Annotated in this window: 19 protein-coding genes; 10 read left to right on the forward strand and 9 right to left on the reverse strand. The window is 73.7% G+C overall.

Annotated elements, in window-relative coordinates; genetic code table 11:
* The 10 genes from ACFYZL_RS23650 (at position 1) to ACFYZL_RS23695 (ending at position 12175) form a co-directional block, all read left to right on the forward strand.
* Positions 1-2406 (forward strand): xanthine dehydrogenase family protein molybdopterin-binding subunit, encoded by a 2406-nt coding sequence (locus ACFYZL_RS23650; RefSeq protein ID WP_384746880.1) that lies wholly within the window; start codon positions 1-3, stop codon positions 2404-2406.
* Complete coding sequence (locus ACFYZL_RS23655) at positions 2403-3233, forward strand: FAD binding domain-containing protein (protein WP_384746882.1); 831 nt, start codon at positions 2403-2405, stop codon at positions 3231-3233. The genes ACFYZL_RS23650 and ACFYZL_RS23655 overlap by 4 nt, the downstream gene beginning before the upstream one ends.
* Before the next feature lie 26 nt (positions 3234-3259).
* Positions 3260-4516 (forward strand): MFS transporter, encoded by a 1257-nt coding sequence (locus tag ACFYZL_RS23660; RefSeq protein WP_384746884.1) that lies wholly within the window; start codon positions 3260-3262, stop codon positions 4514-4516.
* A complete protein-coding gene (locus tag ACFYZL_RS23665) occupies positions 4513-6045 on the forward strand; it encodes an ATP-binding protein (RefSeq protein ID WP_388681443.1) in 1533 nt (510 codons plus the stop codon). Before ACFYZL_RS23660 ends, ACFYZL_RS23665 begins: the two co-directional genes overlap by 4 nt.
* Before the next feature lie 15 nt (positions 6046-6060).
* Positions 6061-6402, forward strand: coding sequence for a nuclear transport factor 2 family protein (locus ACFYZL_RS23670; RefSeq protein WP_030656331.1), 342 nt, complete (start codon positions 6061-6063; stop codon positions 6400-6402).
* Positions 6403-6506: 104 nt separating this feature from the next.
* The gene (locus ACFYZL_RS23675; RefSeq protein ID WP_384746886.1) at positions 6507-7157 is read left to right on the forward strand and encodes a TMEM175 family protein; all 651 of its coding nucleotides are present in this window, start codon (positions 6507-6509) and stop codon (positions 7155-7157) included.
* A gap of 72 nt (positions 7158-7229) precedes the next feature.
* Positions 7230-8546 (forward strand): IS701 family transposase, encoded by a 1317-nt coding sequence (locus tag ACFYZL_RS23680; RefSeq protein WP_384746888.1) that lies wholly within the window; start codon positions 7230-7232, stop codon positions 8544-8546.
* Positions 8546-9682: an XdhC family protein gene (locus ACFYZL_RS23685; RefSeq protein ID WP_384746890.1), complete on the forward strand. Its 1137-nt coding sequence runs from the start codon at positions 8546-8548 to the stop codon at positions 9680-9682. The genes ACFYZL_RS23680 and ACFYZL_RS23685 overlap by 1 nt, the downstream gene beginning before the upstream one ends.
* Positions 9683-9819: 137 nt before the next feature.
* Positions 9820-11262, forward strand: coding sequence for a GuaB1 family IMP dehydrogenase-related protein (locus tag ACFYZL_RS23690; protein ID WP_384746894.1), 1443 nt, complete (start codon positions 9820-9822; stop codon positions 11260-11262).
* Between the two features lie 367 nt (positions 11263-11629).
* Positions 11630-12175: a sigma-70 family RNA polymerase sigma factor gene (locus ACFYZL_RS23695; RefSeq protein WP_384746396.1), complete on the forward strand. Its 546-nt coding sequence runs from the start codon at positions 11630-11632 to the stop codon at positions 12173-12175.
* Here the strand turns inward: ACFYZL_RS23695 and ACFYZL_RS23700 are convergent.
* The 9 genes from ACFYZL_RS23700 to ACFYZL_RS23740 all read right to left on the reverse strand — a co-directional run bounded on the left by ACFYZL_RS23700 (position 12127) and on the right by ACFYZL_RS23740 (position 22636).
* Positions 12127-14949, reverse strand: coding sequence for an ATP-binding protein (locus tag ACFYZL_RS23700; RefSeq protein ID WP_384746395.1), 2823 nt, complete (start codon positions 14947-14949; stop codon positions 12127-12129). The two genes, ACFYZL_RS23695 and ACFYZL_RS23700, sit on opposite strands and share 49 nt — an antisense overlap.
* Positions 14950-15020: 71 nt before the next feature.
* A complete protein-coding gene (locus ACFYZL_RS23705; RefSeq protein WP_384746394.1) occupies positions 15021-16256 on the reverse strand; it encodes a sensor histidine kinase in 1236 nt (411 codons plus the stop codon).
* Positions 16253-17983 (reverse strand): cation acetate symporter, encoded by a 1731-nt coding sequence (locus ACFYZL_RS23710; RefSeq protein WP_384746393.1) that lies wholly within the window; start codon positions 17981-17983, stop codon positions 16253-16255. Before ACFYZL_RS23710 ends, ACFYZL_RS23705 begins: the two co-directional genes overlap by 4 nt.
* A 242-nt stretch (positions 17984-18225) precedes the next feature.
* Positions 18226-18501 (reverse strand): hypothetical protein, encoded by a 276-nt coding sequence (locus ACFYZL_RS23715; RefSeq protein WP_384746392.1) that lies wholly within the window; start codon positions 18499-18501, stop codon positions 18226-18228.
* A 196-nt stretch (positions 18502-18697) separates the two neighbouring features.
* Positions 18698-19543: a LytR/AlgR family response regulator transcription factor gene (locus ACFYZL_RS23720; RefSeq protein WP_384746391.1), complete on the reverse strand. Its 846-nt coding sequence runs from the start codon at positions 19541-19543 to the stop codon at positions 18698-18700.
* Positions 19544-19649: 106 nt separating this feature from the next.
* Positions 19650-20567 carry an SCO0930 family lipoprotein gene (locus tag ACFYZL_RS23725; protein ID WP_388681539.1) on the reverse strand — a complete coding sequence of 306 codons (918 nt, stop codon included), beginning with the start codon at positions 20565-20567 and terminating at the stop codon, positions 19650-19652.
* A gap of 127 nt (positions 20568-20694) precedes the next feature.
* Complete coding sequence (locus tag ACFYZL_RS23730) at positions 20695-21660, reverse strand: GDSL-type esterase/lipase family protein (RefSeq protein WP_384746401.1); 966 nt, start codon at positions 21658-21660, stop codon at positions 20695-20697.
* A gap of 80 nt (positions 21661-21740) precedes the next feature.
* Positions 21741-22403: an SDR family NAD(P)-dependent oxidoreductase gene (locus ACFYZL_RS23735; RefSeq protein ID WP_388681452.1), complete on the reverse strand. Its 663-nt coding sequence runs from the start codon at positions 22401-22403 to the stop codon at positions 21741-21743.
* Positions 22331-22636: a hypothetical protein gene (locus ACFYZL_RS23740; protein WP_388681455.1), complete on the reverse strand. Its 306-nt coding sequence runs from the start codon at positions 22634-22636 to the stop codon at positions 22331-22333. The genes ACFYZL_RS23735 and ACFYZL_RS23740 overlap by 73 nt, the downstream gene beginning before the upstream one ends.
* Positions 22637-22876 lie beyond the last annotated feature (240 nt).

Raw genomic sequence — 22876 nt, forward strand, 5'->3', positions numbered from 1 at the left:
ATGACCGCCGTGACGGGGGAGACACCGACGACCGGGAGTGGCGTGCTCGGACAGCCGCTCGACATCCGGGAGGATCCGCAGCTGCTGCGCGGCGAAGCGAAGTACGTGGCCGACATCGACCTGCCGGGAACCGCCCACATGGCGATCCTGGGCAGCCCGGTCGCCCACGCGAGGATCCTGTCCATCACGACCAAGGCGGCCGAGCAGATGCCCGGCGTCCTCAAGGTGGCCACCGCCGCGGACTTCACCGACGTGATGCCGCTGCCCTGCATCTGGATACCCGGCGGCGTCGAGAGCCACTTCCCGCCCCACCCCTACGGACTTCCGGGCGCCCGCCCGGTCCTCACCGGCGACGCCGTGCGCCACGTCGGCGACCCCATCGCCGTGGTCGTCGCCGAGACCCCGCGCCAGGCCGCCGCCGCTCTCGCCGCCATCTCCGTCGAGTACGAGCCGCTGCCCGTGGTCACGCGCGCCGACGAGGCCCTCGCCGAGGGCGCGCCCCAGCTCCACGAGGCCGTCCCGGGCAACCTGAACGCGTACTGGACCTGCGGCGACAAGGACCGCACCGACGCGGCCATCGCCGAGGCCGAGGTCACGGTCGAGCTGGACCTGGTGAACCAGCGGACCATCAACAGCCCCATCGAGCCCCGCGGCGCGGTCGGCGACTACAACGCGGCCACCGGCGAGTACACCCTCTACGCCTCCACGCAGGGCCCGCACAACCACCGGTTCCTGCTGTCCGCCCTGGTCCTCGGCATCCCCTTCAACAAACTCAGGGTGATCGCCCCGACCGTCGGCGGCAGCTTCGGCACCAAGGGGTACCTGTACCCCGACATGGCACTGGTCCTGCTGCTCTCCAAGGCCCTGGGCCGGCCCGTGAAATGGGTCGACACCCGCACCGGCCTGATGAACTCGACCGTCCAGGGCCGCGACCACCGCCAGCACGTCACCCTCGCCGGCACCCGCGACGGCCGCATCACCGCCGTGCGCGCCACCAGCTACGCCAACCTCGGCGCGTACCCCTCCACCATCGGCCCCGGCGTCGCCACCGCCCTGATGGGACGCTCCATCAGCGGCATGTACGACATCCCCGCCGCCTTCTGCGAGGTCTACGCCGCCTTCACCAACACCGTCTCGCTCGGTGCCCAGCGCGGCAGCGGGCGCGCCGAGGCCGCCTTCCTCATGGAACGGCTCGTCGACCGGTACGCCTCCGAGATCGGCATGGACCCGGCGGAGGTCCGCCGCAGGAACCTGGTGCCGCAGGAGAAGTTCCCGTACGACAACGGCCTCGGCTGGACCTACGACTCCGGGAACTACCGGCCGAACTTCGACAAGGCGCTGGAGCTCGCCGGCTACGCGGACATGCCCGCCCGCAAGGCGGAGGCCCGCACCCGGGGCAAGCGCCTCGGTGTCGGCCTCGCCACCTACGTCGCCATCTGCGGGGTCGGCCCCTCCACCCGGATGTCCCAGGAGGGCATGCTCGGCGGCACCTGGGAGAGCGCGAACATCCGCGTCCACCCGACCGGCGAGGTCACCGTCACCGTCGGCTCGGCCTCCACCGGCCAGAGCCACGCCACCGTCTTCGCCCAGGTCGCCGCCGACGAGCTGGGCATCGACCCGTCGAGCGTCCAGGTCTTCGAGGGCGACACCATGAAGGCCCCGTACGGCCAGGGCACCTACGGCTCCCGCTCCTACAGCATGGCCGCGCCCGCTGTCGCCCTCACCGCCCGCAAGATCAAGGCCAAGCTGGTCCGGGCCGGGGCCGTCTTCCTGGGCATTCCCGAGGAGAAGGTCGTCTACGAGGCCGGCGGGGTCCACGAAGAGGGCAACGCGGAGAACGCCAAGACGTTCGCCGAACTCGCGATGGCCATGTGGTACGGCTGGGGGCTGCCCCCCGAGATCGAACCGGCCCTCGACGAGACCACCCACTTCGACCCGCCGGACTTCAACTACCCCTTCGGGACGCACGTCGCGGTCGTCGAGGTCGACGAACTCACCGGCGAGACCGAGGTGGTGGCCTACACCGCCGTCGACGACGCCGGCCACATCGGCAACCCGAGGATCGTGCACGGCCAGATCGAGGGAAGCATCGTGCACGGCCTCGGCCAGGCCCTCATGGAGGCAGCCGAGTACGGCGAGGACGGACGGCTCATCAGCTCCGACCTGAACCACTACGCCCTGCCGCGCGCCGCCGACGTGCCGTTCTTCTCCATCGACAAGACGGTCACGCCCACCCCGCACAACCCGCTCGGCGCCAAGGGCGCCGGCGAGATCGCCACCGTCCCGCCCGCAGCGGCCGTCGTCAACGCGGTCGTCGACGCCCTCGGCGACCTCGGCGTCCTGCACATCGACATGCCGCTCACCCCCGAGAAGGTCTGGCGCGCACTGAGAGGGGAAGCCCGGTGATCCTCACCGCGTTCGACTACGTCCGGCCCGTCGGCCTCGACGAGGCGCTCACCCTGCTCTCCGGGACCCGCGGCGCCCGGGTGCTCGCCGGCGGCCAGAGCCTCCTGCCCGACCTGCGCGCCGGCGCCGAACGGGCCCGGCTGCTGGTCGACGTACGGCACCTGGAGGAGCTGCGCGGCATCGCCGTCGAATCCGACGGCCGGCGGCTGCGGATCGGCGCGCTCACCACGCTCGCCGAACTCGCCGCGCACCCCCTCGTGCTCGCCGGGGCGCCCGAACTGGCCGCCGCGGCCCGCGCCAACGGCGACCCCCAGGTCCGCAACCTCGGCACCGTCGGCGGGAACCTCGCCGCCGGCGGGCGGGCCACCGACCTGCCGGTCGCCGCCATCGCCGCCGACGGGGCCGTGGAACTGGCCGGGCGCGGCGGGCGCAGGACGGTGACCGCCGAGGAGTTCGCCGCCACCGGAGCCCCCGCCGCCACCGTCGTCACCGCCCTGCTGGTGCCGGCCGCCGGTCCGGCCGGGGCCTTCGAGAAGACCGCCGACCGGGCCACCCGCTACCCGATCGCCGCCACCGCCGTACGGATCACCCCCGACGGGCCGCGCATCGCGGTCACCGGGGCCACCCCGCGCGCGCTGCGGCTGCGACGGGTGGAGGACCGGCTGCGCGGCGGCCCGTACACCACGGACGCGGTGCTCGCGGCCTTCCGAGCCGAGCCCCGGGAGCTCTTCGTCCCCGGACGCGGCACCTCGGCCGAGTACCTCGGCCATCTCGCGGGGGTCCTGACGGCCCGCGCCTTGCAGAGGGCGGAACAGGCCACCGCCTGACCGCCCGTCACGGGGGAGTTGAAGCAGTGGAACCGTACCGGACGACCACGGGGACGGCGGTGCAGCCGACCGCGCACGCGGCCGGAGCGCAGCCCGGGGGCTCGGGCTTCTGGGTGGTGGGGGCGGTCCTCGTCCTGCTCATGCTCTCCTCCTCCGTCCCCTCCGCCCTCTACGTGCTCTACCAGCAGAGATGGGGGCTGTCCTCGGGCACGATCACGGTGGTCTTCGCCCTGTACGCGGTCACCGTGCTCGCCGGACTCCTGCTGTTCGGGTCCCTGTCCGACACCCTCGGCCGGCGCCCCGTCCTCGGCGCCGGCCTGGTCCTGGCGATCGTCTCGATGGGACTGTTCGCCGGGGCCCAGGGGCTCGGGCTGCTGCTCGCCGCCCGCGCCGTGCAGGGGCTCGCCGTGGGCCTCGCCACCGGGGCCATGGGCGCGGCCCTGCTGGAACTCAGCCCGCGCACCCGGCCCGCGCTCGGCGCCCAGGTCAACAGCGCGGGTCCGACCGTCGGCATCGGGCTCGGCGGGATCGGGGCCGGACTGCTCGTGCAGTACGCGCCCGCGCCCACCGTCCTGAGCTACCTGCTGCTCGTGGTGGCCTTCGCCGTCACCCTGGTGGGCGTGGTCCGGATGCGTGAGAGCGCTCCCGGGGCGGGCGGCCGGCTGCGGGTGGTCCCGCACCGGATCCGGGTGCCGGCCGGCGCCCGCCGCCGGTTCGGCATCCTCGTCCTGACCATCGTCGCGGTGTGGTCCGTCGGCGGCTTCTACCTCTCCCTCGGCCCGCACCTGGCCCTCTCCCTGCTCCGCTCCACCAACTACCTCGTCGGCGGGGCCACCGTCGCCCTCCTCGCGGGCGCCGCCACCGTCGCCCAGCTGGTGCTCGGCCGCACCGAGGCGCTGCGCACCGCCGTCCTCGGACTGCTCGGGCTGCTCGCCGGGCTGGCGCTCGTACTGCTGGCCCTGGGGATCGGCTCGGCACCCGTGTTCCTGGTGGCCACCGCGGTGCTCGGCAGCGGGTGGGGGGCCGCCTTCCTCGGGTCCTTCCGGGCGCTGTCCGCGCTCGCCGACCCGGCCCACCGCGGCGAACTGACCGCCGCCGTATACGTCTTCGCGTACCTGGCCATGAGCGTGCCGGCGGTGCTCGCCGGGATGCTCACCAACATCCACGGGCTGCACCGCACCTCCGTCGGCTTCATGGCCGCCGTCGCCGCGGTGTGCGCACTGGCACTGCTGGCCACCTTGCGGCTGGCCGCCCGCACCCGGTCCGAGGGGAGCACCGCATGAACGGCGCGGACATCGCAGCGTCCGACCTGAGGTCGGCCCTGCACGGACTCGAGATCTTCGCCGGACTCACCGGGGAGCAGCTGGACTGGCTGGTCTCGGTCTCCGAGCCGCGGGTCCTCGCCGACGGGGAGGTGCTCTTCCGGGACGGCGAGGAGGCGGACCGCTTCCACGTGCTGCTCTCGGGCGGGCTCGTCGTCACCAAGGTGGTCGACGGCCGCGAGGAGGTGTTGACCCGGCACTCCACCGAGGAGGAGAGCGCCGCGGCCGAGGACCACGACGGCAAGCCGTCCGCCGCACACCGGTTCACCGGGGAACTGCCGCTGCTCACCGAGGGCTCCTACGTGGCCACCGCGGCCGCGAGCGGACCGTCGACCACCGTCGTGGCGTACGACCGGCCGGTCTTCTTCGAGATGCTCTCCCGCTGCCACGGGGTCGCCGCGGTCCTGCTGCCCGTGCTGGCCTGGCGGATCAAGTCCTCCGAGGTCCAGGCCCGCAAGCGGGCCACCGTGGAGGCGCTCGGGACCCTCGCCGCCGGGCTCGCGCACGAACTGAACAACCCGGCGGCCGCCGTGGCCCGCGCCGCCCAGGAACTGGCCCCGGCCCTGGACCGGCTCACCCGTACCGCCCACGCCTGGGGCGCCGCCGCCACGGGCGCGGAGCGCTCCGTACTCGACCGGCTCGCCGAGGAACTGGACAAGATGCCGCCGCCGGTGACCACCGACCCGCTCGCCCAGGCCGACGCCGAGGAGGAGATCGCCGACTGGGCCGAGGAGGCCGGCACCGAACGGCCCGGCCTGCTCGGCTCGGGGGTCTCGGACCTCGGGCTCGAACTGGACTGGCTGCGGGAACGGCTGGAGGGGATCGGCGAACCGGCCCTCGCCCCGGCCCTGGACCACCTGGCCGCGCTGCTGGAGATCCGCTCCCTCGCCGCGGAGCTGCGGGCCGCCGGCCCGCGGATCTCCCAACTCGTCTCCGCCACCCGGGATTACGCCAATCTCGACCGGGCCCCCGAGCAGCGGTTCAAGGTGACCGACGGACTGGAGAACACCCTGGTCGTGCTGCGTGCGAAGCTCGCGGGCATCACCATCGTGCGCGCGTACGAAGACGGTCTGCCCGAACTGACGGGCTATCCGAGCGAGTTGAACCAGGTGTGGACCAACCTCGTCGCCAACGCGGCCGAGGCCATGGAGGGCGCCGGGGTCCTCACCCTGCGCGTACGCGCCGAGGGCGTGTGCATGGTCGTGGAGATAGCGGACACCGGCAGCGGCATCCCCGAGGAATCCCTGCCGAGGATCTTCGAACCCTTCTACACCACCAAGGACGTGGGCAAGGGCACGGGCCTGGGGCTGCACCTCAGCTACCGCATCGTGACCCAGCGCCACCACGGCTCCATCACGGCCCGCTCGCGCCCCGGCGAGACCCGGATGGTCGTCCGGCTGCCCTTCGCCGGCAGCGCACAGGCCTGCGCCCCGGCCGCCGACGGCCCCGCAGACGCACCACCCGCCGCCACCCGTCCCACCACCCGTTGACGGAATGGAGTCGACATGGCCAAGTACGACATCTCCAAGCTCCACCCGGTGTTCGTCCGCCAGATGGAAGCCCTCGCCGCCCTCGACATCGAGGCGGTGATGAAGAACTACACCGACGACGCCGTGCTGCTCCGCTTCGAGGGGGTCTCGGTCGGCATCGAAGCGGTTCGCGAGACGTTCACCGGCTATCTCACGGTGAAGCCCACCCTCGTCGAACTCCAGGAGTACATCGAGACCGAAGACACCATCTTCTACCGGGCGATCATGAACCTCAACGGCGAACCGGAGCACGCGTTCGGGACACTTGTGGTCCGCGATGGCCGAATCTGGCGGCAGACAGCCGGATTCGGCGGCTGAACTCCGAAATCTGGGTAGCGTGTGCGGGGAGGGCGGGGATGTGCGCGCCCTCCCCGTATGCGTCGGCAGCGTAGATATATGCACGGAGCGGAAATGGGGAGGTCATGGAACGCGAAACCGGGCGGGTCGAGGCTTTCAGTGACGGAGTATTCGCCATCATCATCACCATCCTCGTCCTGGAGCTGGAGGCTCCGGAAGAAAAGGGTTGGTCGGGATTCTGGCACGGCGTGCGGGAACAGTGGCCGCATTACGCCGCCTATGTCGTGAGTTTCCTCATCATCGGTGTGATGTGGGTGAACCACCACACCATCTTCAGCCACCTCAAGCGGGTCGACCGGGCCCTGCTCTTCCTGAATCTCCTGGTGCTGATGGTGGTGTCGGTGATCCCGTACACCACCAACGTCCTCGCCGAGCACCTCATGGACGACGGCGGGTCCGCCAGTGCCGCGGCGGTGCTGTACAGCGCCATCACCGTGGCCTACGCCTTGGCGTTCCTGCTCTTCTGGTGGTACGTCACCCGCGTCGGCCACCTCTTCCACGACCACGTGGACAAGGACGGCGCGCGCGCCACCCGGGTGCGATTCGGCCTCGGCGCCATCGCCTACCCGCTCACCGTGGCCCTTGCCTTCTTCTCGGCGCCGCTCACACTCGTCGCCCACTTCCTGATCGCGCTCTACTATGCGGCGAACCAGATCCCCATCCCACTCGTGGTAGAGGAAGAGCGGCTCGAAACTGCCAGCGACCTCAGGAAGTAGCCGCCGGGGCCTACGGCCGTTCTTCACGGTCAAGTAGGGTATTGGATCTAGCTGGTCGCGGGGGAGGCCCAGATGGCTCGCGTAGTCCTGCCGGAGGAATCCACGAAGGAAATCTCCGAATTGATCGACGTACTGATCTCTCTGCTCTTCGAGTCCTTACCCCGGCGGGACCAGCGAAACTGGGCCCGCGTTTATCTGAACGGCCTCGTGCGGACCAGCGGGAAGAAAACAATCCGTAACATCGCCGGAACAGGGGCCAGTTCCGTCGAGCAGAGCCTCCAGCAGTTCATCAGCAAGTCCCCCTGGGACTGGACCCCGGTCCGCCGCTCCCTCGCCCAGCACCTAGAACGCACCGCACAGCGCCCCCTGGCCTGGGTGCTCCAGCCCATGGTCATAGAGAAGGCCGGAGACCGCTCGGTCGGCGTCGGCCGGCAGTTCGTGCCCCAGCTGGGCCGCACCGCCAACTGCCAGCAGGCCAGTGGGATCTGGCTCGCCTCCAGCGAGGCCAGCTTCCCGGTCGAATGGACCCTCACCCTCCCCGGGCCCTGGACGACCGAACTCCTGCGCCGCCGCGCCGGCATCCCCGACACCGCCCGCTCCCTCACCCCCGCCCAGGACGCCGTGCACGCCGTCCAGCGGATGGCCGCCGGCTGGCAGCTCCAGCGCCGGCCCGTGGTGATGGAGGTCGCCAACTCCGACCTGCCCCAGAGCGTCGAGTCCTTCGTCCTCCAGGACATCCCCTTCGTCTTCAAGGTCGACGGCTCCCTGCCGGTCTCCTTCGGCGGCGCCGGGCGGCACAAACCCGGACCGCACACCGCGCCCGCCCGCGAACTCATCGACTCCCTGCGCTCCCAGCGCCGCGTCGTCGAATGGACCAGGCACGGCGGCGCCGAGGGAGCGGTCACCCTGCTCACCTCCGCCTCCATCCTCGCCACCCCCGCCGAGGACCGCCTCCTGCCCGCCCCGACGACCCCGCTGCTGCTCGTCGGAGCCTGGAGCGAATCCGCCCTGCTGCCCACCGAGTTCTGGATCACCAACATCGGCGACCGGCCGCTCGCCCAGCTCTTCCTCCTCGCCAAGCTCACCGACCGCGTCTCCCTCGACTTCGCGGAGACCTGCGAAGCCGTGGGCATCCGTGACTTCGAGGGCCGCTCCTTCCGGGGCTGGCACCACCACGCCACCCTCGCCAGCGTCGCCCACGCCGCGAAGCTCCTGGGCACGCGCGGCCCGGAACCCGACTCCCGCCCCGTGCCCGCCCGGCCCGCCGCGGGCCGGGCCCCCGCACCCCTCGCGGCCCGGCCCCCCGCCATCCGCCCGGGGCCCCCGCCCGCACTGCCCGCACGCGCGTACACCCCCGGCCAGACCGCCCGCCGCGAATACATCCGCTGATGCTCGACATCGCCGAAGAGCTACGCGCGTGGTATGCCGCGCAGCGGGAATTCGCCCTCGCCACCGTCGTCTCCGTCACCGGGAGCGCCCCGCGCGGCCCCGGCGCCTCGCTCGCCGTCGACGACCGCGGCACCGCCCTCGGCTCCCTCTCCGGAGGCTGCGTCGAATCCGCCGTCCACGAGCTCTGCCTCGACGCCATCGCCTCCGGCGAAGGCGGCCTGCACCGCTTCGGCTACAGCGACGACGACGCCTTCGCCGTCGGCCTGACCTGCGGAGGCGTCCTCGACGTACTGATCACCCCGGTCCGCGGGGCCGACCCCGTGCGGCCCGTCATCCACCGCGTGCTCGACGCCACCGCCGGCGGCGCCAGAGCGGCCCTAGCCAGGGTCGTCTCCGGCCCCCCGGCCCAGCTCGGCGGGGCACTGGCCGTCCACGCCGACGGCTCCTACGAGGGCGGACTCGGCGCGGGCCCCGCACTGGACCGGGCCGCCGCCCTGCGCGTACGGGGACTGCTGGCCGCCGGGCGCACCGGGACCGCCGAGCTCGGCACGGCCGGCGGACTGTGCGGGGAGCCGCTGACCCTGCTCGTCGAGTCGGCCGCCGAGCCGCCCCGGCTCCTCGTCTACGGGGCCATCGACTTCGCCGCCGCCCTGGCCCGGATCGGCGCCTTCCTCGGCCACCGGGTCACCGTGTGCGACGCCCGGCCCGTCTTCGCGACCCCCGCCCGCTTCCCCGACGCCGACGAGGTCGTCGTCGACTGGCCGCACCGCCACCTGGCCGCGGAATGGGACGCCGGACGGCTGGACGCCCGTACCGCCGTCTGCGTCCTGACCCACGACGCCAAATTCGACGTACCGCTGCTGGAGCTGGCGCTGCGGCTGCCCCTCTCCTACGTGGGCGCCATGGGGTCACGGCGCACCCACGTCGAGCGGACCCGGCGGCTGCGGGAGGAAGGCGTCCCGGACCGGGCCCTGGCCCGGCTGCGCTCACCCATCGGCCTCGACCTGGGCGGCGCCACGCCCGAGGAGACGGCCCTGTCCATCGCCGCCGAACTCACCGCCGTCCGGCACGGCGGATCCGTCCGCCCACTGGCCCGACGCACCGGTCCGGTGCACCGGAGGACCAAAGTCCCGTAGGAAAGAACCACCCGGCCCGGAATGTCCTGGACGATCTACCCGGGCGGCATAAACGCCAGGCCATGGGAGAATGAAGTACGTGCGTTTCCTCGGCTGACAGGGTCGGGGCACCTCCGATCGACTGGGATGTTCAGCACGTGCGTTTCCTCAATGACTCGAAGCCGCCGTACGACCTGACGTACGACGATGTGTTCATGGTGCCGAGCCGCTCCGCGGTGGGTTCCCGCCAGGGCGTGGACCTCTCCTCGCCCGACGGCACCGGCACCACCATTCCGCTGGTCGTGGCGAACATGACCGCCATCGCCGGCCGCCGGATGGCCGAGACGGTCGCGCGCCGCGGCGGCATCGTCGTCATCCCCCAGGACATCCCGATCGAGGTCGTCACCGACGTCATCTCCTGGGTGAAGACCCGCCACCACGTGCTCGACACCCCGATCACGCTGGCGCCCACCCAGACCGTCGCCGACGCGCTGTCCCTGCTGCCCAAGCGCGCCCACGGCGCCGGCGTCGTCGTCGACGGCGAGGGCCGCCCGATCGGCGTCGTCACCGAGCACGACCTGACCGGCGTGGACCGCTTCACCCAGCTCTCCGAGGTCATGTCGAAGGAGCTGCTGCTCATCGACGCCGACATCGACCCGCGCGAGGCCTTCAACAAGCTCGACGCAGGCCACCGCAAGCTGGCCCCGGCCGTCGACAAGGACGGCAAGCTCGTCGGCATCCTCACCCGCAAGGGCGCCCTGCGCGCGACCCTCTACACCCCGGCGACCGACGCCAACGGCAAGCTGCGGATCGCGGCCGCCGTCGGCATCAACGGCGACTTCGTGCAGAAGGCCAAGCAGCTGCTCGACGCGGGCGTGGACACGCTCGTCATCGACACGGCCCACGGCCACCAGGAGTCGATGATCAACGCGATCAAGGCCGTCCGCGCGCTGGACCCGCAGGTCCCGATCGTCGCGGGCAACATCGTCGCCGCCGAGGGCGTGCGCGACCTGATCGAGGCCGGCGCGGACATCATCAAGGTCGGTGTGGGCCCCGGCGCCATGTGCACCACCCGCATGATGACCGGCGTGGGCCGCCCGCAGTTCTCCGCGGTGCTGGAGTGCGCGGCCGAGGCCAAGAAGTTCGGCAAGCACGTGTGGGCCGACGGCGGCGTCCGTCACCCGCGCGACGTGGCGATGGCGCTGGCCGCCGGCGCCTCGAACGTGATGATCGGCTCCTGGTTCGCCGGTACGTACGAGTCCCCGGGCGACCTCCAGCAGTCGGCCGAGGGCCGCCTGTACAAGGAGTCCTTCGGCATGGCGTCCGCGCGTGCGGTGCAGAACCGCACGTCGGAGGAGTCCGCGTACGACCGGGCCCGGAAGGGCCTGTTCGAGGAGGGCATCTCCACCTCGCGCATGTTCCTGGACCCGGCCCGCCCGGGCGTCGAGGACCTGATCGACTCGATCATCGCGGGCGTGCGGTCCTCCTGCACGTACGCCGGTGCCGGCTCCCTCGCGGAGTTCGAGGAGAAGGCCGTGGTCGGCATCCAGTCCGCCGCCGGTTACGCCGAGGGCAAGCCGCTGCACGCCAGCTGGAGCTAGTCCCGCTTCTTTCGTGGCCCCGGCCCGCCCCTTCCCGGGCGGCGGCCGGGGCCACGGCCGTACCCGGGCGCGGCGCCGTTGCGGGGGCGCTGCCCCCGGACCCCCGGTCCTCAAACGCCGGACGGGCTGGATTTGCCTCCGCCGGCGTTTGAGGCGCGGGGTCTGGGGCGGAGCCCCGGGGAACGGTGGAAGGGCGGGTAGGGGACCTGCTCCGCGCAGCGGCAGCGGCGGTGGGTGCCGGCCCGGGGACCGTTCGGCGTGCGGGGGGACCGTTCGGCGCAGGCGGCCGGCGGATACGCCATGCGGCGGATAACTCGCGGAGCGGGCCGCGGGACGCTCGGGGGACCCGACCCCGAAGGGACACCCCGTGGAACGGACCGACGCGCACGCCCTCGCCCGGCTGCACAGCGAACACGGCAAGGCCCTCTACACCTTCCTCCTCGGCCTCACCTTCGGGGACCGGCACCGAGCCGAGGACCTGCTCCAGGAGACCCTCTTCCGGGCCTGGACCCACCCCGAGGCCCTGGAGAGCACGCACGCGTCCATGCGGCCCTGGCTCTACACCGTGGCCCGGCGCATCGCCATCGACGCCCGGCGGGCCCGCATGGTGCGGCCCGCCGAGGTCGGGCCGGACGCCCTGGAGCACTCCCCGGCCGCCGACGACCGCACCGAGCAGGCCGTCGCCGTACTCGACGTCCGCCACGCCCTGCGATTACTGAGCCCGGACCACCGTGCCGTGCTCCACCAGATCTACTTCCGGGGAGCCTCCGTCGGCGAGGCCGCCGAGGCGCTCGGGGTGCCCGCCGGGACCGTGAAGTCCCGTACGCACTACGCGCTGAGGGCGCTGCGGGCCGCCATGCCCGGCTACGGACCAGGCGGCTCCGCGGGACCCGGCCCCCGCATCGCGGCCTGAGCGGCCACCGCCGCCCGGGAGCGGACCTGGAGCTTGGCCAGGATGTGCGAGACGTGCGTCTGCACCGTCCGGCGGGAGAGGAACAGCACGCTCGCGATCTCCGGGTTGGAGCGGCCCTGCGCCACCAGCAGGGCCACCTTCAGCTCCGCCGGCGTCAGCGCCTCCCAGCCGTTCGACACCCGCCGCCGCGCGGACCGGCTGCCCCGGCGCACGCCCAGGCTGCGCAGCCGGGCGTCGGCCCGGGCGACGTCCCACCGGGCGCCCAGGTCCTCGTACGCCTCCACCGCGCGGGTCAGCGCGGACCGCGAGCCGGCCAGGTCGCCCCGCCAAGCCCGGGCCACCGCCAGGTCCTCCAGGGTGTGGCCCAGCGGCAGCGGCCACCCGGCGCGCCCACCGCGGGCCACGGCCTCCTCCAGGGGCTCCGGATCCTGCGCGAACAGGCCCCGGCAGCGCAGCAGCGCCAGCGCCGGGCCCGGGTACTCCGCGAGCGCCGCGGCCGCGCGTTCGCACGCCGCGACCGCGGCCCGCGCCGTACCGGCCTCCCCGCTCTCCAGCGCGAGGCGGACGATCTCCGACAGCACCCAGGGCCGCTCGTACGCCACCGCCTCCTCCGCACCGTCCTCCAGCACGGGCAGCAGCGCCCGCAGCGCGTCCCCGGGGCGGCCGTCCCGCTCCGCGAGCAGCGCCCGGGCCAGCAACACGTGCGCGGCGTAGCGGCGCGCGGCGGGCCTCTCGAAGACATCGCTCGGGAGCGACGCCAGCTCCGCGCCCGCCGCCGCGGGCTCGTCGCGGTGCCCCAGTACCAGCGCCCGCAGCCCGTGCACCACCACCGGCAGCCAGCCGTCCGACACGGGCATCGCGCACGCCCGGGCCACTTCGGCGAGGGTCCGGTCCCAGTCGCCCAGCCGGTAGTGGAACTCGGCGAGCCGGGCCCTCGTCACCACCAGCCGCCCCGTCGAACCGGTCCGGACCGCCAACTCCCGTGCCTCGCTCAACGCGGCCTCCACGATCCCCGGCTCGTCGAACCGAAGGTGGCCCTCCGCCTGGTTCGCGAGCAGCAGCAGCCGCATGTCGTTCGCCTCCGGTCCGCGCCGCGCGCAGGCGATCCCCCGCGCGACGTGGCGCAGCGAATCCCGCCCCCGGCCCAGGTGGAACAGGGCGTAGGACATGGCGTGATGGGCCTCCGACCCGCACAGCGGGTCCCCCGACGCCCGCGCGGCCCGCACCACCGGCCCGGCCAGCGCGTACGCCTCGGCGGCCCGGCCCAGGTCGGCGAGGGCCAGCACCCGGCAGGCCTCCAGCCGCAGCCGCAGCACCGCCGAGGGGAACTCCTCCGCCAGCGCCCGCTCGGTCACCTCCAGGGAACGCACCATGTCACCCTGGATCATCAGCGCGGACACCAGCCTGAAGTCCACCGACGCCCGTCGGTCCGGGTCCGTGGTCCGGGCGCGCAGCGCGGCCAGCAACTCCACCGACTCGGGGCGGCGCAGCATCAGCGCCGCGTCCGCCAGGAGCTCCTCCAACGCGTCCCGGGTGTCCGGCTCCCACGCCTCGCCCTGCGCGATGGCCCGCTCCAGCAGCTCCGCCGCCGTCGCCGGAGCCCCGGAGATCAGCGCCGGCGCCGCCTGCGCGAGCCAGCGCACCGCCCACGCGGTGAGGCGACCGCCGCCGAGCAGCCGGCCGGCGGTCCGCACCGGGTCCAGCCCGGCCTCCGCGAAGGCCCGGGCGGCGTCCTGGTGCAGGGCCGCGCGCACGGCCCCCGGGGTCTCGTCGTACAGGGCCCGGCGCAGCGCCGGATGGCGGAAGCGCAGGTCTTCACCGGTGTCCTCCAGCAGCCCGGCCAGCACCGGCTCCTCCAGCTCCGCGAGCAACTCCCGCACGGGCCGCGACCGTACGAGGGCCAGCTCGCGCGCCGTGAACACCGGGTCCAGCAGCGCCGCGTGCCGCGTGACGGCCCGGGCCGGCCCGGAGAGCGGGGCCAGGGCCTGCGCGGCCGTGCCGGGCGGGGCGGACAACTCCGCCTCCGGCAGCGCGAGTTCGACCGACGCGAGGGTGGACTCCAGGGCCCCCGTGCGGGACCAGTGGTCGATCAGCCGCCGCAGGAGGGCGGGATTGCCGCCCGCCAGCGCGGTCGCCTCCCGCAGCCGGGGTCCCGGCACGGCCCCCAGCATCCCGCGCACCAGCTCGGCCGCCTCCGCCGTCGACAACGGGCCCGGCCGGACCGTCCGCCCGCCCGCCGTCACGTACAACGGATCCAGTTCGGGCCGCCGCGGCAGCGGCCTTCGGGTCACGGCCAGCCGCAGCGGCAGCCGCCCGGCGACCGCCCGCCCGGCCAGACGCTGCCACAGCAGCAGGGTGGCCGGGTCGGCCCAGTGTGCGTCGTCCAGTACGAGCAGCAGCGGCCGGTCGGCGCACCAGCGCTCGACCCCGGCCGTCAGCAGGTCCATCGCGGCGAGCAGCGCTCCGCCCGGCCGCGCCGCCTCCTCGACCTCCCGCAGCAGGTCGACGACGGCCGCCCGGCCGGGGCCGCGGGGATGCAGGCACTCCAGGGCCGAGTGCAGCGGAAGCCGTACCGCGAGCGCGTCGGCCGCCGCGTACCGCACGCCGAAGCCCAGGGCCACCGCATCGGCCAGTGCCCCGCGCACCAGGGTGGTCCGGCCGGAACCGGGCTCGCCCTCCACCATCAGCAGGGCGCCGTCGGCGTCGCCGCCCTCCGCTCCCGCGCGCACCCATTCCCGTAACTCGCAACGAAGCTGCTCTCGCCCGACCGTCACGTCGGCGATCCCTCCGGTCATTCGCGCCGGTCACAGGATGGCACGGAAGGGGCCGGTCGGAGAATGCCGCCTCAGAGCCGGGGCGGCTGCGGATCCGTCGGTGAACTGTGCACGCCCGCACGGAACTTGGGGATGCGAAGAGTGACCTTCATGCCGGCGCCCAACCCCGTCTCCATCACCGGACCGTAAGCGTCCCCGTACACCTGGCGGATCCGCTCGTCGACGTTGGGCAGCCCGATGCCCGAGGAGGAGCCGACCCGCTCCCCGGCCAGGATCCGGCGCAGCCGGGCCGGATCCATCCCGATGCCGTTGTCCTCCACGGTGATCACCGCGTCCGGCCCCGCGTCCCGCGCCGTGATCGTGATCCGGCACTCCTGCGTGGAGTCCTCCACACCGTGCTTGACGGCGTTCTCCACCAGCGGCTGCAGGCACAGGAACGGCAGCGCCACCGGCAGCACCTCCGGAGCCACCTGCAGGGTCACCTTCAGCCGGTCCCCGAACCTGGCTCCGGCAAGCGCCAAGTACTGCTCGACGGAGCGCAGTTCGTCGGCCAGGGTGGTGAAGTCGCCGTGCCGCCGGAAGGAGTACCGGGTGAAGTCCGCGAACTCCAGCAGCAGGTCCCGGGCCCGCTCCGGATCGGTCCGCACGAACGAGGCGATCGCCGCCAGGGAGTTGAAGATGAAGTGCGGGGATATCTGCGCGCGCAGCGCCTTGATCTCCGCCTCCATCAACCGGGTCCGCGACCGGTCCAGCTCGGACAGCTCCAGCTGTACCGACACCCACCGCGCGACCTCCGTCGCCGCCCGGACCAGCACCGCCGACTCCCGCGAACCGTAGGCCACCAGCGCGCCCAGCATCCCGTCCTCGCCGGTCAGCGGCGCCACCACCGCCCACTTCAGCGGACAGTCGGGCCGCTGGCACTCCGTCCGCACGCTCTGGCTGCGTCCGGACTCCAGCAGCACCGCCACCCGGGCCATAGCCCGCCGCTGGTGGTGGTCGGCGCCCGGGCCGTCCCAGGCCAGCACCGACTCCCGGTCGGTCAGGCACAGCGCCTCCGTGCCCAGCAGGGAACGCAGCCGCCTGGCCGCCTTGCGGGCGGCGTCCTCCGTCAGCCCGGCCCGCAGCGGGGGAGCGGCCAGCGAAGCCGTGTGCAGGGTGTGGAACGTCGCCCGCTCCACCGGAGTGCCGAGGTCCAGCCCCGCAGCACGCTCCCCGCGCAGGGCGTGCCGGCGGCCCGCCGCCCAGCCCGCGGCCGACAGCAGCGCCGCGCAGGCCACCGCGAGGACGGCGAGGGCCGTCGGGCTCACCGGGCACCCCCCGCCCGCTCCACGGCCAGGTTCTCGGGCAGGTGCAGCCGGGCCAGCGTGGCCGCCGTCCCGGCCGGGATCCGCGAGCGGGTGGCCAGCGACACCGCCACCATCGTCAGGAACCCGAGCGGCACCGACCACACCGCCGGCCAGGCCAGCAGCGCGTGCGTCCAGCCGGCCGGGGCCAGCCCGGCCCGCGTCGCCAGCACCGCGCTCAGCGCCGCCCCGCCCCCGGTGACCAGCCCCGCCACCGCACCCGGCGGGGTCAGACCGCGCCACCAGATGCCGAGCACCAGCAGCGGGCAGAACGACGAGGCCGACACCGCGAAGGCCAGCCCCACCGCGTCCGCGACCGGCACGTCCCGGGCCGCCACGCTGCCCGCCAGCGGCACCAGGATCGCCACGAGCACCGCGACGCGGAAACTGCGCACCCCGCGCGACGGCAGCAGGTCCTGGTGCAGCACCCCCGCCACCGCCATCGTCAGCCCCGAAGCCGTCGACAGGAACGCCGCGAACGCGCCCCCGGCCAGCAGCGCGCCCAGCAGGTCTCCGAGGAGCCCGCCCAGCATCCGCTCCGGGAGCACCAGCACGACCGCGTCCGCGTCACCGGTCAGGGCGAGCTCGGGAGCGTAGATCCGGCCCAGCGCCCCGTACACCGGCGGCAGCAGGTAGAAGGCCCCGACCAGCCCGAGCACCACCAGCGTGGTGCGGCGCGCGGCCCGCCCGTTGGGGCTCGTGTAGAAGCGCACCGCCACGTGCGGCAGGCCCATCGTGCCGAGGAAGGTCGCCAGGATCAGCCCGTACGTCGCGTACAGCCGGTACCCCTCGTGGTCCCCGGACAGTGGCTGGGACCAGCTGGACACGCCCATCCCCGCCTCCGCCCGGGTTTCGGGCACCGGGGTGTCCGGGGTGAACTCCAGGCGCGCGTGGGCCCGTACGGAATGCCGACCGGCGGCCAGGGTCACCGGCTCCCCGTCGTAGGCGCGCCCGTCCACCTGACCGCTCACCGACACGGTGAGCGGCGCCTCCAGCGACAGCCGGACGTCCTCGGCCAGGGTGACGGCGGTGTGCTCGCGGAACACGGCCGGGGCGTCGAAGGAGACGCGCGGCGCGCCGTCCCCGACCCAGGCGGCGACCAGGAAGAAGGCCGGGACGAGCAGCGCCGTGAGCTTCAGCCAGTACTGGAAGGCCTGCACGAAGGTGATGCTGCGCATCCCGCCGGCCGCCACGGCCGCGGTCACGACGACGGCGACGACGACCCCGCCGACCCAGTGCGGGGCGCCGGTCAGGATCTCCAGCGTCAGCCCGGCGCCCTGCAACTGCGGCAGCAGGTACAGCCAGCCGACCCCGACCACGAGGAGCACCGCGGTCCGGCGCACCGCCTGCGACTCCAGCCGGTCCTCGGCGAAGTCGGGCAGCGTGTACGCCCCCGAGCGGCGCAGCGGGGCCGCGACGAGCGCGAGCAGGACGACGTACCCGGCCGTGTAGCCGACCGGGTACCAGAGCATCTCGGGCCCCTGCAACAGCACCAGCCCGGCCACCCCGAGGAAGGACGCCGCGGACAGGTACTCCCCGCTGATGGCCGCGGCGTTCAGGCGGGGGCCGACGGTGCGGGAGGCCACGTAGAAGTCGGAGGTGGTCCGCGATATCCGCAGTCCGAGCGCGCCGAGCGTGACCGTGACCAGGACGACTGCGGTGACCGCGGTCAGCGCGTACGTCTGGTTCACGGGCGGTTCCTTCGGCCGGGGGCGGGGTGAACCGGAGTCTATTTGCGGCCGTCGGTCGGGCAACAGGCGTGATCCGGCCCGTGCGGGCGGGTGGGCGTGGATGCCGCTGCGCGGCAATCCAGCCCGCGCCTGGCGGACCGCATCAGCCAAATCCAGCCCCGCCGGCGATTGAGGCGCGGGGTCCGGGGCGGATCCCCGTGCCGCGGACCCGCACATGGACACACGGCGGGGCCGACCGCAGGTCAGACGGCCGGGTCGTGGTGGTCGGCGCAGTCCCGCAGGGCGATCTCCAGTTCCACGTACGACTCCTCCGCCCGACGGAAGGCCAGCGTCAGAGCGGCCTCCGCCCGCGGCGGCACCTGCTCGCGCACGCCCTCGCGGGCCTCGTAGAGGAGATCGGCCCAGCGGGCGGCCGCACTGCGCAGCCCGGCCAGCAGGGTCTCGGCCTCGGCGGGTCCGGCGGGCCTGGTGGGGGACAGTCCGGTCAGCGCGTCCAGCAGCGCCTGAATTTCGGACATCTCGCTCCTCCCGCGTCCCGCGCCGGAATATGCACGATACGCAGCACCCGTGCCACCGGCGGGCCGTTCACCCCGCCGGATCGCCGTACGCCACTCGCCGTGCGACGAACGGCACGGGAACGCCGCCGGGCGGTCGGGCGGTCGGGCGGTCGGGCGGTCGGGCGGTCGGTCGGGCGGACCGCGGAACAACCGGCGGTCAGCCCGTCGCCTGACGCATCAACAGGTCCCGGAGCTGCCGCGCGTGCCTGCGGCTGACCTGGAGCTCCGCCGAGCCGACCCGGACGCTGGTGGCGCCCGCGTCCAGCCGCAGCTCGTCGATGCGGGCCAGCGCCACCAGGTGGCGGCGGTGGATGCGGACGAACCCGCGCGCCGCCCAGCGTTCCTCCAGCGTGGACAGGGGGATCCGGACCAGGTGGCTGCCCTCGTCGGTGTGCAGGCGGGCGTAGTCGCCCTGCGCCTCGACGTGGGCGATGTCGGCGATGGCCACGAAACGGGTGACCCCGCCGAGCTCGACGGCGATCTGGTCCGCGCCGCGCTCGGAGGAAGCCGGTACGGCGGGCTCGGGCACCGCCGGCCGCTGCGGCGGGGCCACGGGCACCGCCGGCGGTTGCGCCGCGGCGGCCACCGGAGCCGACGCCGGCTGCCGGTCCCGGCCCAACTGCGCGCAGGCCCGCCGGACGGCCTCGGCGAGCCGCTCCGGGCGCACGGGCTTCAGTACGTAGTCCACGGCCTTGAGGTCGAAGGCCTGTACGGCGAACCCCTCGTGCGCCGTGACGAACACGATCAGCGGCGGCCGCGCGAACCCGGCCAGCAGCCGTGCGATGTCCAGCCCGGTCAGCCCGGCCATGTGGATGTCGAGGAACACCACGTCGATGCCGTCGGCCCCGTCGGGCCCGGCCTCCAGCGCCCGGGTGATCCGGCGCAGGGCCTCGGTGGCGTCCGAGGCGCCCTCCGCGCTGTGCACCCGGGGATCGGAGCGCAGCAGGTAGAGGAGCTCCTCCAGGAGCGGTTTCTCGTCGTCGACGGCCAGTACGCGCAGCATGCGGCCGAGTGTAGAGAGCGGCCCGCCGGGGCGGAACGGTACGCGGCCCCCGCCCCTGGGGAGGGGTGGGGGCGGGGACCGCGCGGATCGGGGGAGCGGAGGGCGGCTACTGGACGGTGATGAGCTTGCCCTCGGGGGAGACGGCGTACCAGGTGCCGCCGACGCCCTGCCCGTTGATGTCGCCGGGCTTCTTGTCGCCCGTGAAGGTGTAGACGGGCCAGCAGTCGACGGCCTGCTGCTTCTTGCCGTCGGGGCGGTCCAGGACGGAGTAGCCCTTCTCCACGATGCCCTTGGCGTTGGCCTTGTCCACCGGCGGCACCACCGGCCACTTGGCGACGCAGTCACCGGTGCACTTGGACTCCATCGGCCACGCGGTGTCCGGCTTGAACCGGTAGACCGTCATGCCCTTGCCGTCGACGATGTGGTCGCCCAGCTTCGGGTCCTTCGCCACCGACAGCCCCGCGCTCGCGTCGGCCTGGGCCGGAGTACCCGCACCCGGCGCCGCCTTCGCGGCCTTCTTGCCGTCCGGTGCGAAGGCGAACCACACCCCGCCGACGCCCTGGCCGTTCACATCGCCGGCCTTGGCGTCCTTGTTGAACCGGTACGCGGGCCAGCCGGCCACCGTCAGCTGCTTCGTGCCGTCGCCGCGCACGACCTCGCCCAGCAGCGACGGGTCCATGCCCGCGGCCGCGGTGACGTCGCCCGCGGCGACCACCGGCCACGTCTTCGCGCAGTCCCCTTCGCAGTTCGACTTCGGCGGCTTCGCCGTGTCCTTGTCGAAGCGGTAGAGGGTCAGACCGGCGGCGTCGGTCAGCACCGGACCGAGCTGCGCGTTGTCGCCGATGGCCAGCTGCCCGGCCGACTTGGCGGCCGGCGCGCCTTCCGCCGCGGGGGCCGCGTAGGAATCGGCGCCGGCCGGCTTGACGTAGTCCGCGGCCTTGTCGTCGTTCGGGCCGCAGGCCGTCGCCGCGAGGGCGACGGCGATCACGGCCGCGGCCAGGGTGGTTCCGCGCTTGATGCCCATTTTGATCTCTCCCACATCGTGTCCGTCGTGTCCGCCGCCCGCGTTCTTTCCGAAGCGGCGGCAACTTGCCCAGGACACGCCCCGGAGGCGGCGAACCGTTCACCGGGACCGGTGTGGGCTGTTTCACCTACCCGGAGGCGAACCCGGCCCGCCGCAGAGCCGTGACCACAGCGAGGCCGAGGACCCGGTGTCCGGCGTCGTTGGGGTGCAGACCGTCCTCCAGGTGCTCCGGACCGAGCACGTCCCGCCCCGGAAGTACGGCCAGCCGCTCGTCCCCGGCGGCGATCCGGTCCCGCGCGGCCCGCTCCATCGCGTCGCGCAGTGCGCCGAGGGTGGCGCCCAGCCGGTTCGGAGTGCGTTCGGCGTCGGGCCGCAGGACGGGGGAGACCAGCAGCAGCGGGGTCCTGGGGTGGCCCTGGCGGACCAGTTCGAGGAACGCGCGCGTGGTCTCGTACAGCAGCGGCGCCGAAAACGGCACCCGGGACCAGCAGTTGGTGCCGAAGGCGAGGGTCAGGACGTCGGCGGGCAGGCCCGCGAGCTGCTCGGCGGTGGCGAGTTCACCGCGCGCGGCGCCCGCGTAGCCGAGGTTGACGGTGTCCCAGCCCAGCGCCCGGCCGGTGACCGCCGGCCAGCCGTGCGCGGGGCGGGTCGACCACCAGCCCTCGGTGATGGAGTCGCCGTGCACCACCCAGCGGGGGGCGGGCGGTGCCGGGGTCAGGTCGCCGCCGATCCCGCGCAGGCCGAGTATCAGGGGCGACTGGGCCTCGGGCGGGTGGATGGTGAACGGGCCGTGGCCGCCTCCCAGTTCGATCCGTACGACGGACTCCGCGGCCGGTTCGGTGAACACCTCGGTCACCACCCCGTGCCGGTCCCACAATGAGAAGAGGTGCGAGAGGTCGCGCAGCGAGTCGGTGGGTCCGGGCACCGTCGCCCGGTAGCGGATCTCGACCGCCGTCGCGCTCGCGGTGGTGAACTCCAGCCGGACCCCGATGGGCAGGGTGGCGCGCTCCCCGGTGTCCCAGGGCAGCCGCATGGTGTCCGCCGGGTCGGCGCGCACCGGGCGTCCCTTGTCCAGCCAGGCCACCCCGCGCAGGAACGGCTGGGGGTCCTGCCACTGCCCGTGGGTGCTCGCGGTCCTGTCGGTGCTGCCGGCGCTGTGGGCGCTGTGGGCGTTCACTGTTCGCCTCCGATCGTCGGGTACGGGAACTTCACACCGACCCCGCCGTCCCCCACGAGCGTCCGGCCCGTCACGTACGAGGACAGCGGCGAGGCCAGGAAGTACAGGGCGGCCGCGATGTCCGAGGTCTCGGCCACCCGGCCCAGCGGGGCGTTCTCCGCGTTGCGCCGCCGCCCCTCGGTGCCCAGCAGGGCGGCGACCCCCGGGGTCCACACCACGCCCGGCGCCACCGCGTTCACCCGTACCCCGCGCGGGCCCGGTTCCACCGCCGCCGAGCGCACCAATGCCATCAGGCCGGCCTTGGCGGCCCCGTACGCGGCGTGCGGCGGGGCGGCCGTGAGCCCGGAGACGGAGGCGACGAAGACCAGCGGGCCGCCACCGGCCGCCGCGACGGCCTCGCCGCCGTACCGCACGGCCGGCCAGGCGTGCCGCAGGACCAGGTCGAAGTGCCAGTCCCAGCCGGCGTCGTCCAGCTCGGGCAGCGCCGCGTACCGGGCCATGCCGACGATGTCGACCACCCCGCCGACCGGGCCGCCGAGCAGCTCCGGTGCCCGCTCGAACAGGGTTCGTACGGCCTCCCGGCGGGTCACGTCGCAGGCGTACGGGACGCCCCCGGTCTCGCGGGCGACGGCCGCGGCCCGTCCCTCGTCCACGTCCACGCACAGCACCCGGGCGCCGGCGGCGGCCAGGCGATCGCTTCGCGCCAGTCGTCGCGCGACCGCTCCCGGTGGTGCTCGACGGCCCACACGGTCCGGAACCCCATCCGGTCGGCGAGCCTGATCTGCTCGGCGGCCTCCCGGTAGGCGCGCTGCTCGGCCGCCCGCCGGCCGTGCGGATGGGTCCCCGACCAGGGCTTGGGTACGTCGATCTCGTAGAGCACGTCCAGATCCATGGCGGCACACTGCGGCAGATCTGACGAAGTGTCAAGAAAGGGGGTTCGGGTGGATTGCGCAGTGATCGATCGTCCACGCGCAACAAAGGGCCATTCCGGACGGATCCGCGCAACGATCGTTCGCCAATGTGCAAGGAAGGTGCATTACGGGCGGTATCGCTCAGCTCGTAGGCTCACCCCCTGTACGTGGAGTGGCGCGACCGCCTGCTCGGCGGTCCGCATGCCCAGGCAGAGTTCTGC

The sequence above is a fragment of the Streptomyces sp. NPDC001717 genome (assembly GCF_042892775.1).
In the GTDB taxonomy this organism is placed as follows: Bacteria; Actinomycetota; Actinomycetes; order Streptomycetales; family Streptomycetaceae; genus Streptomyces.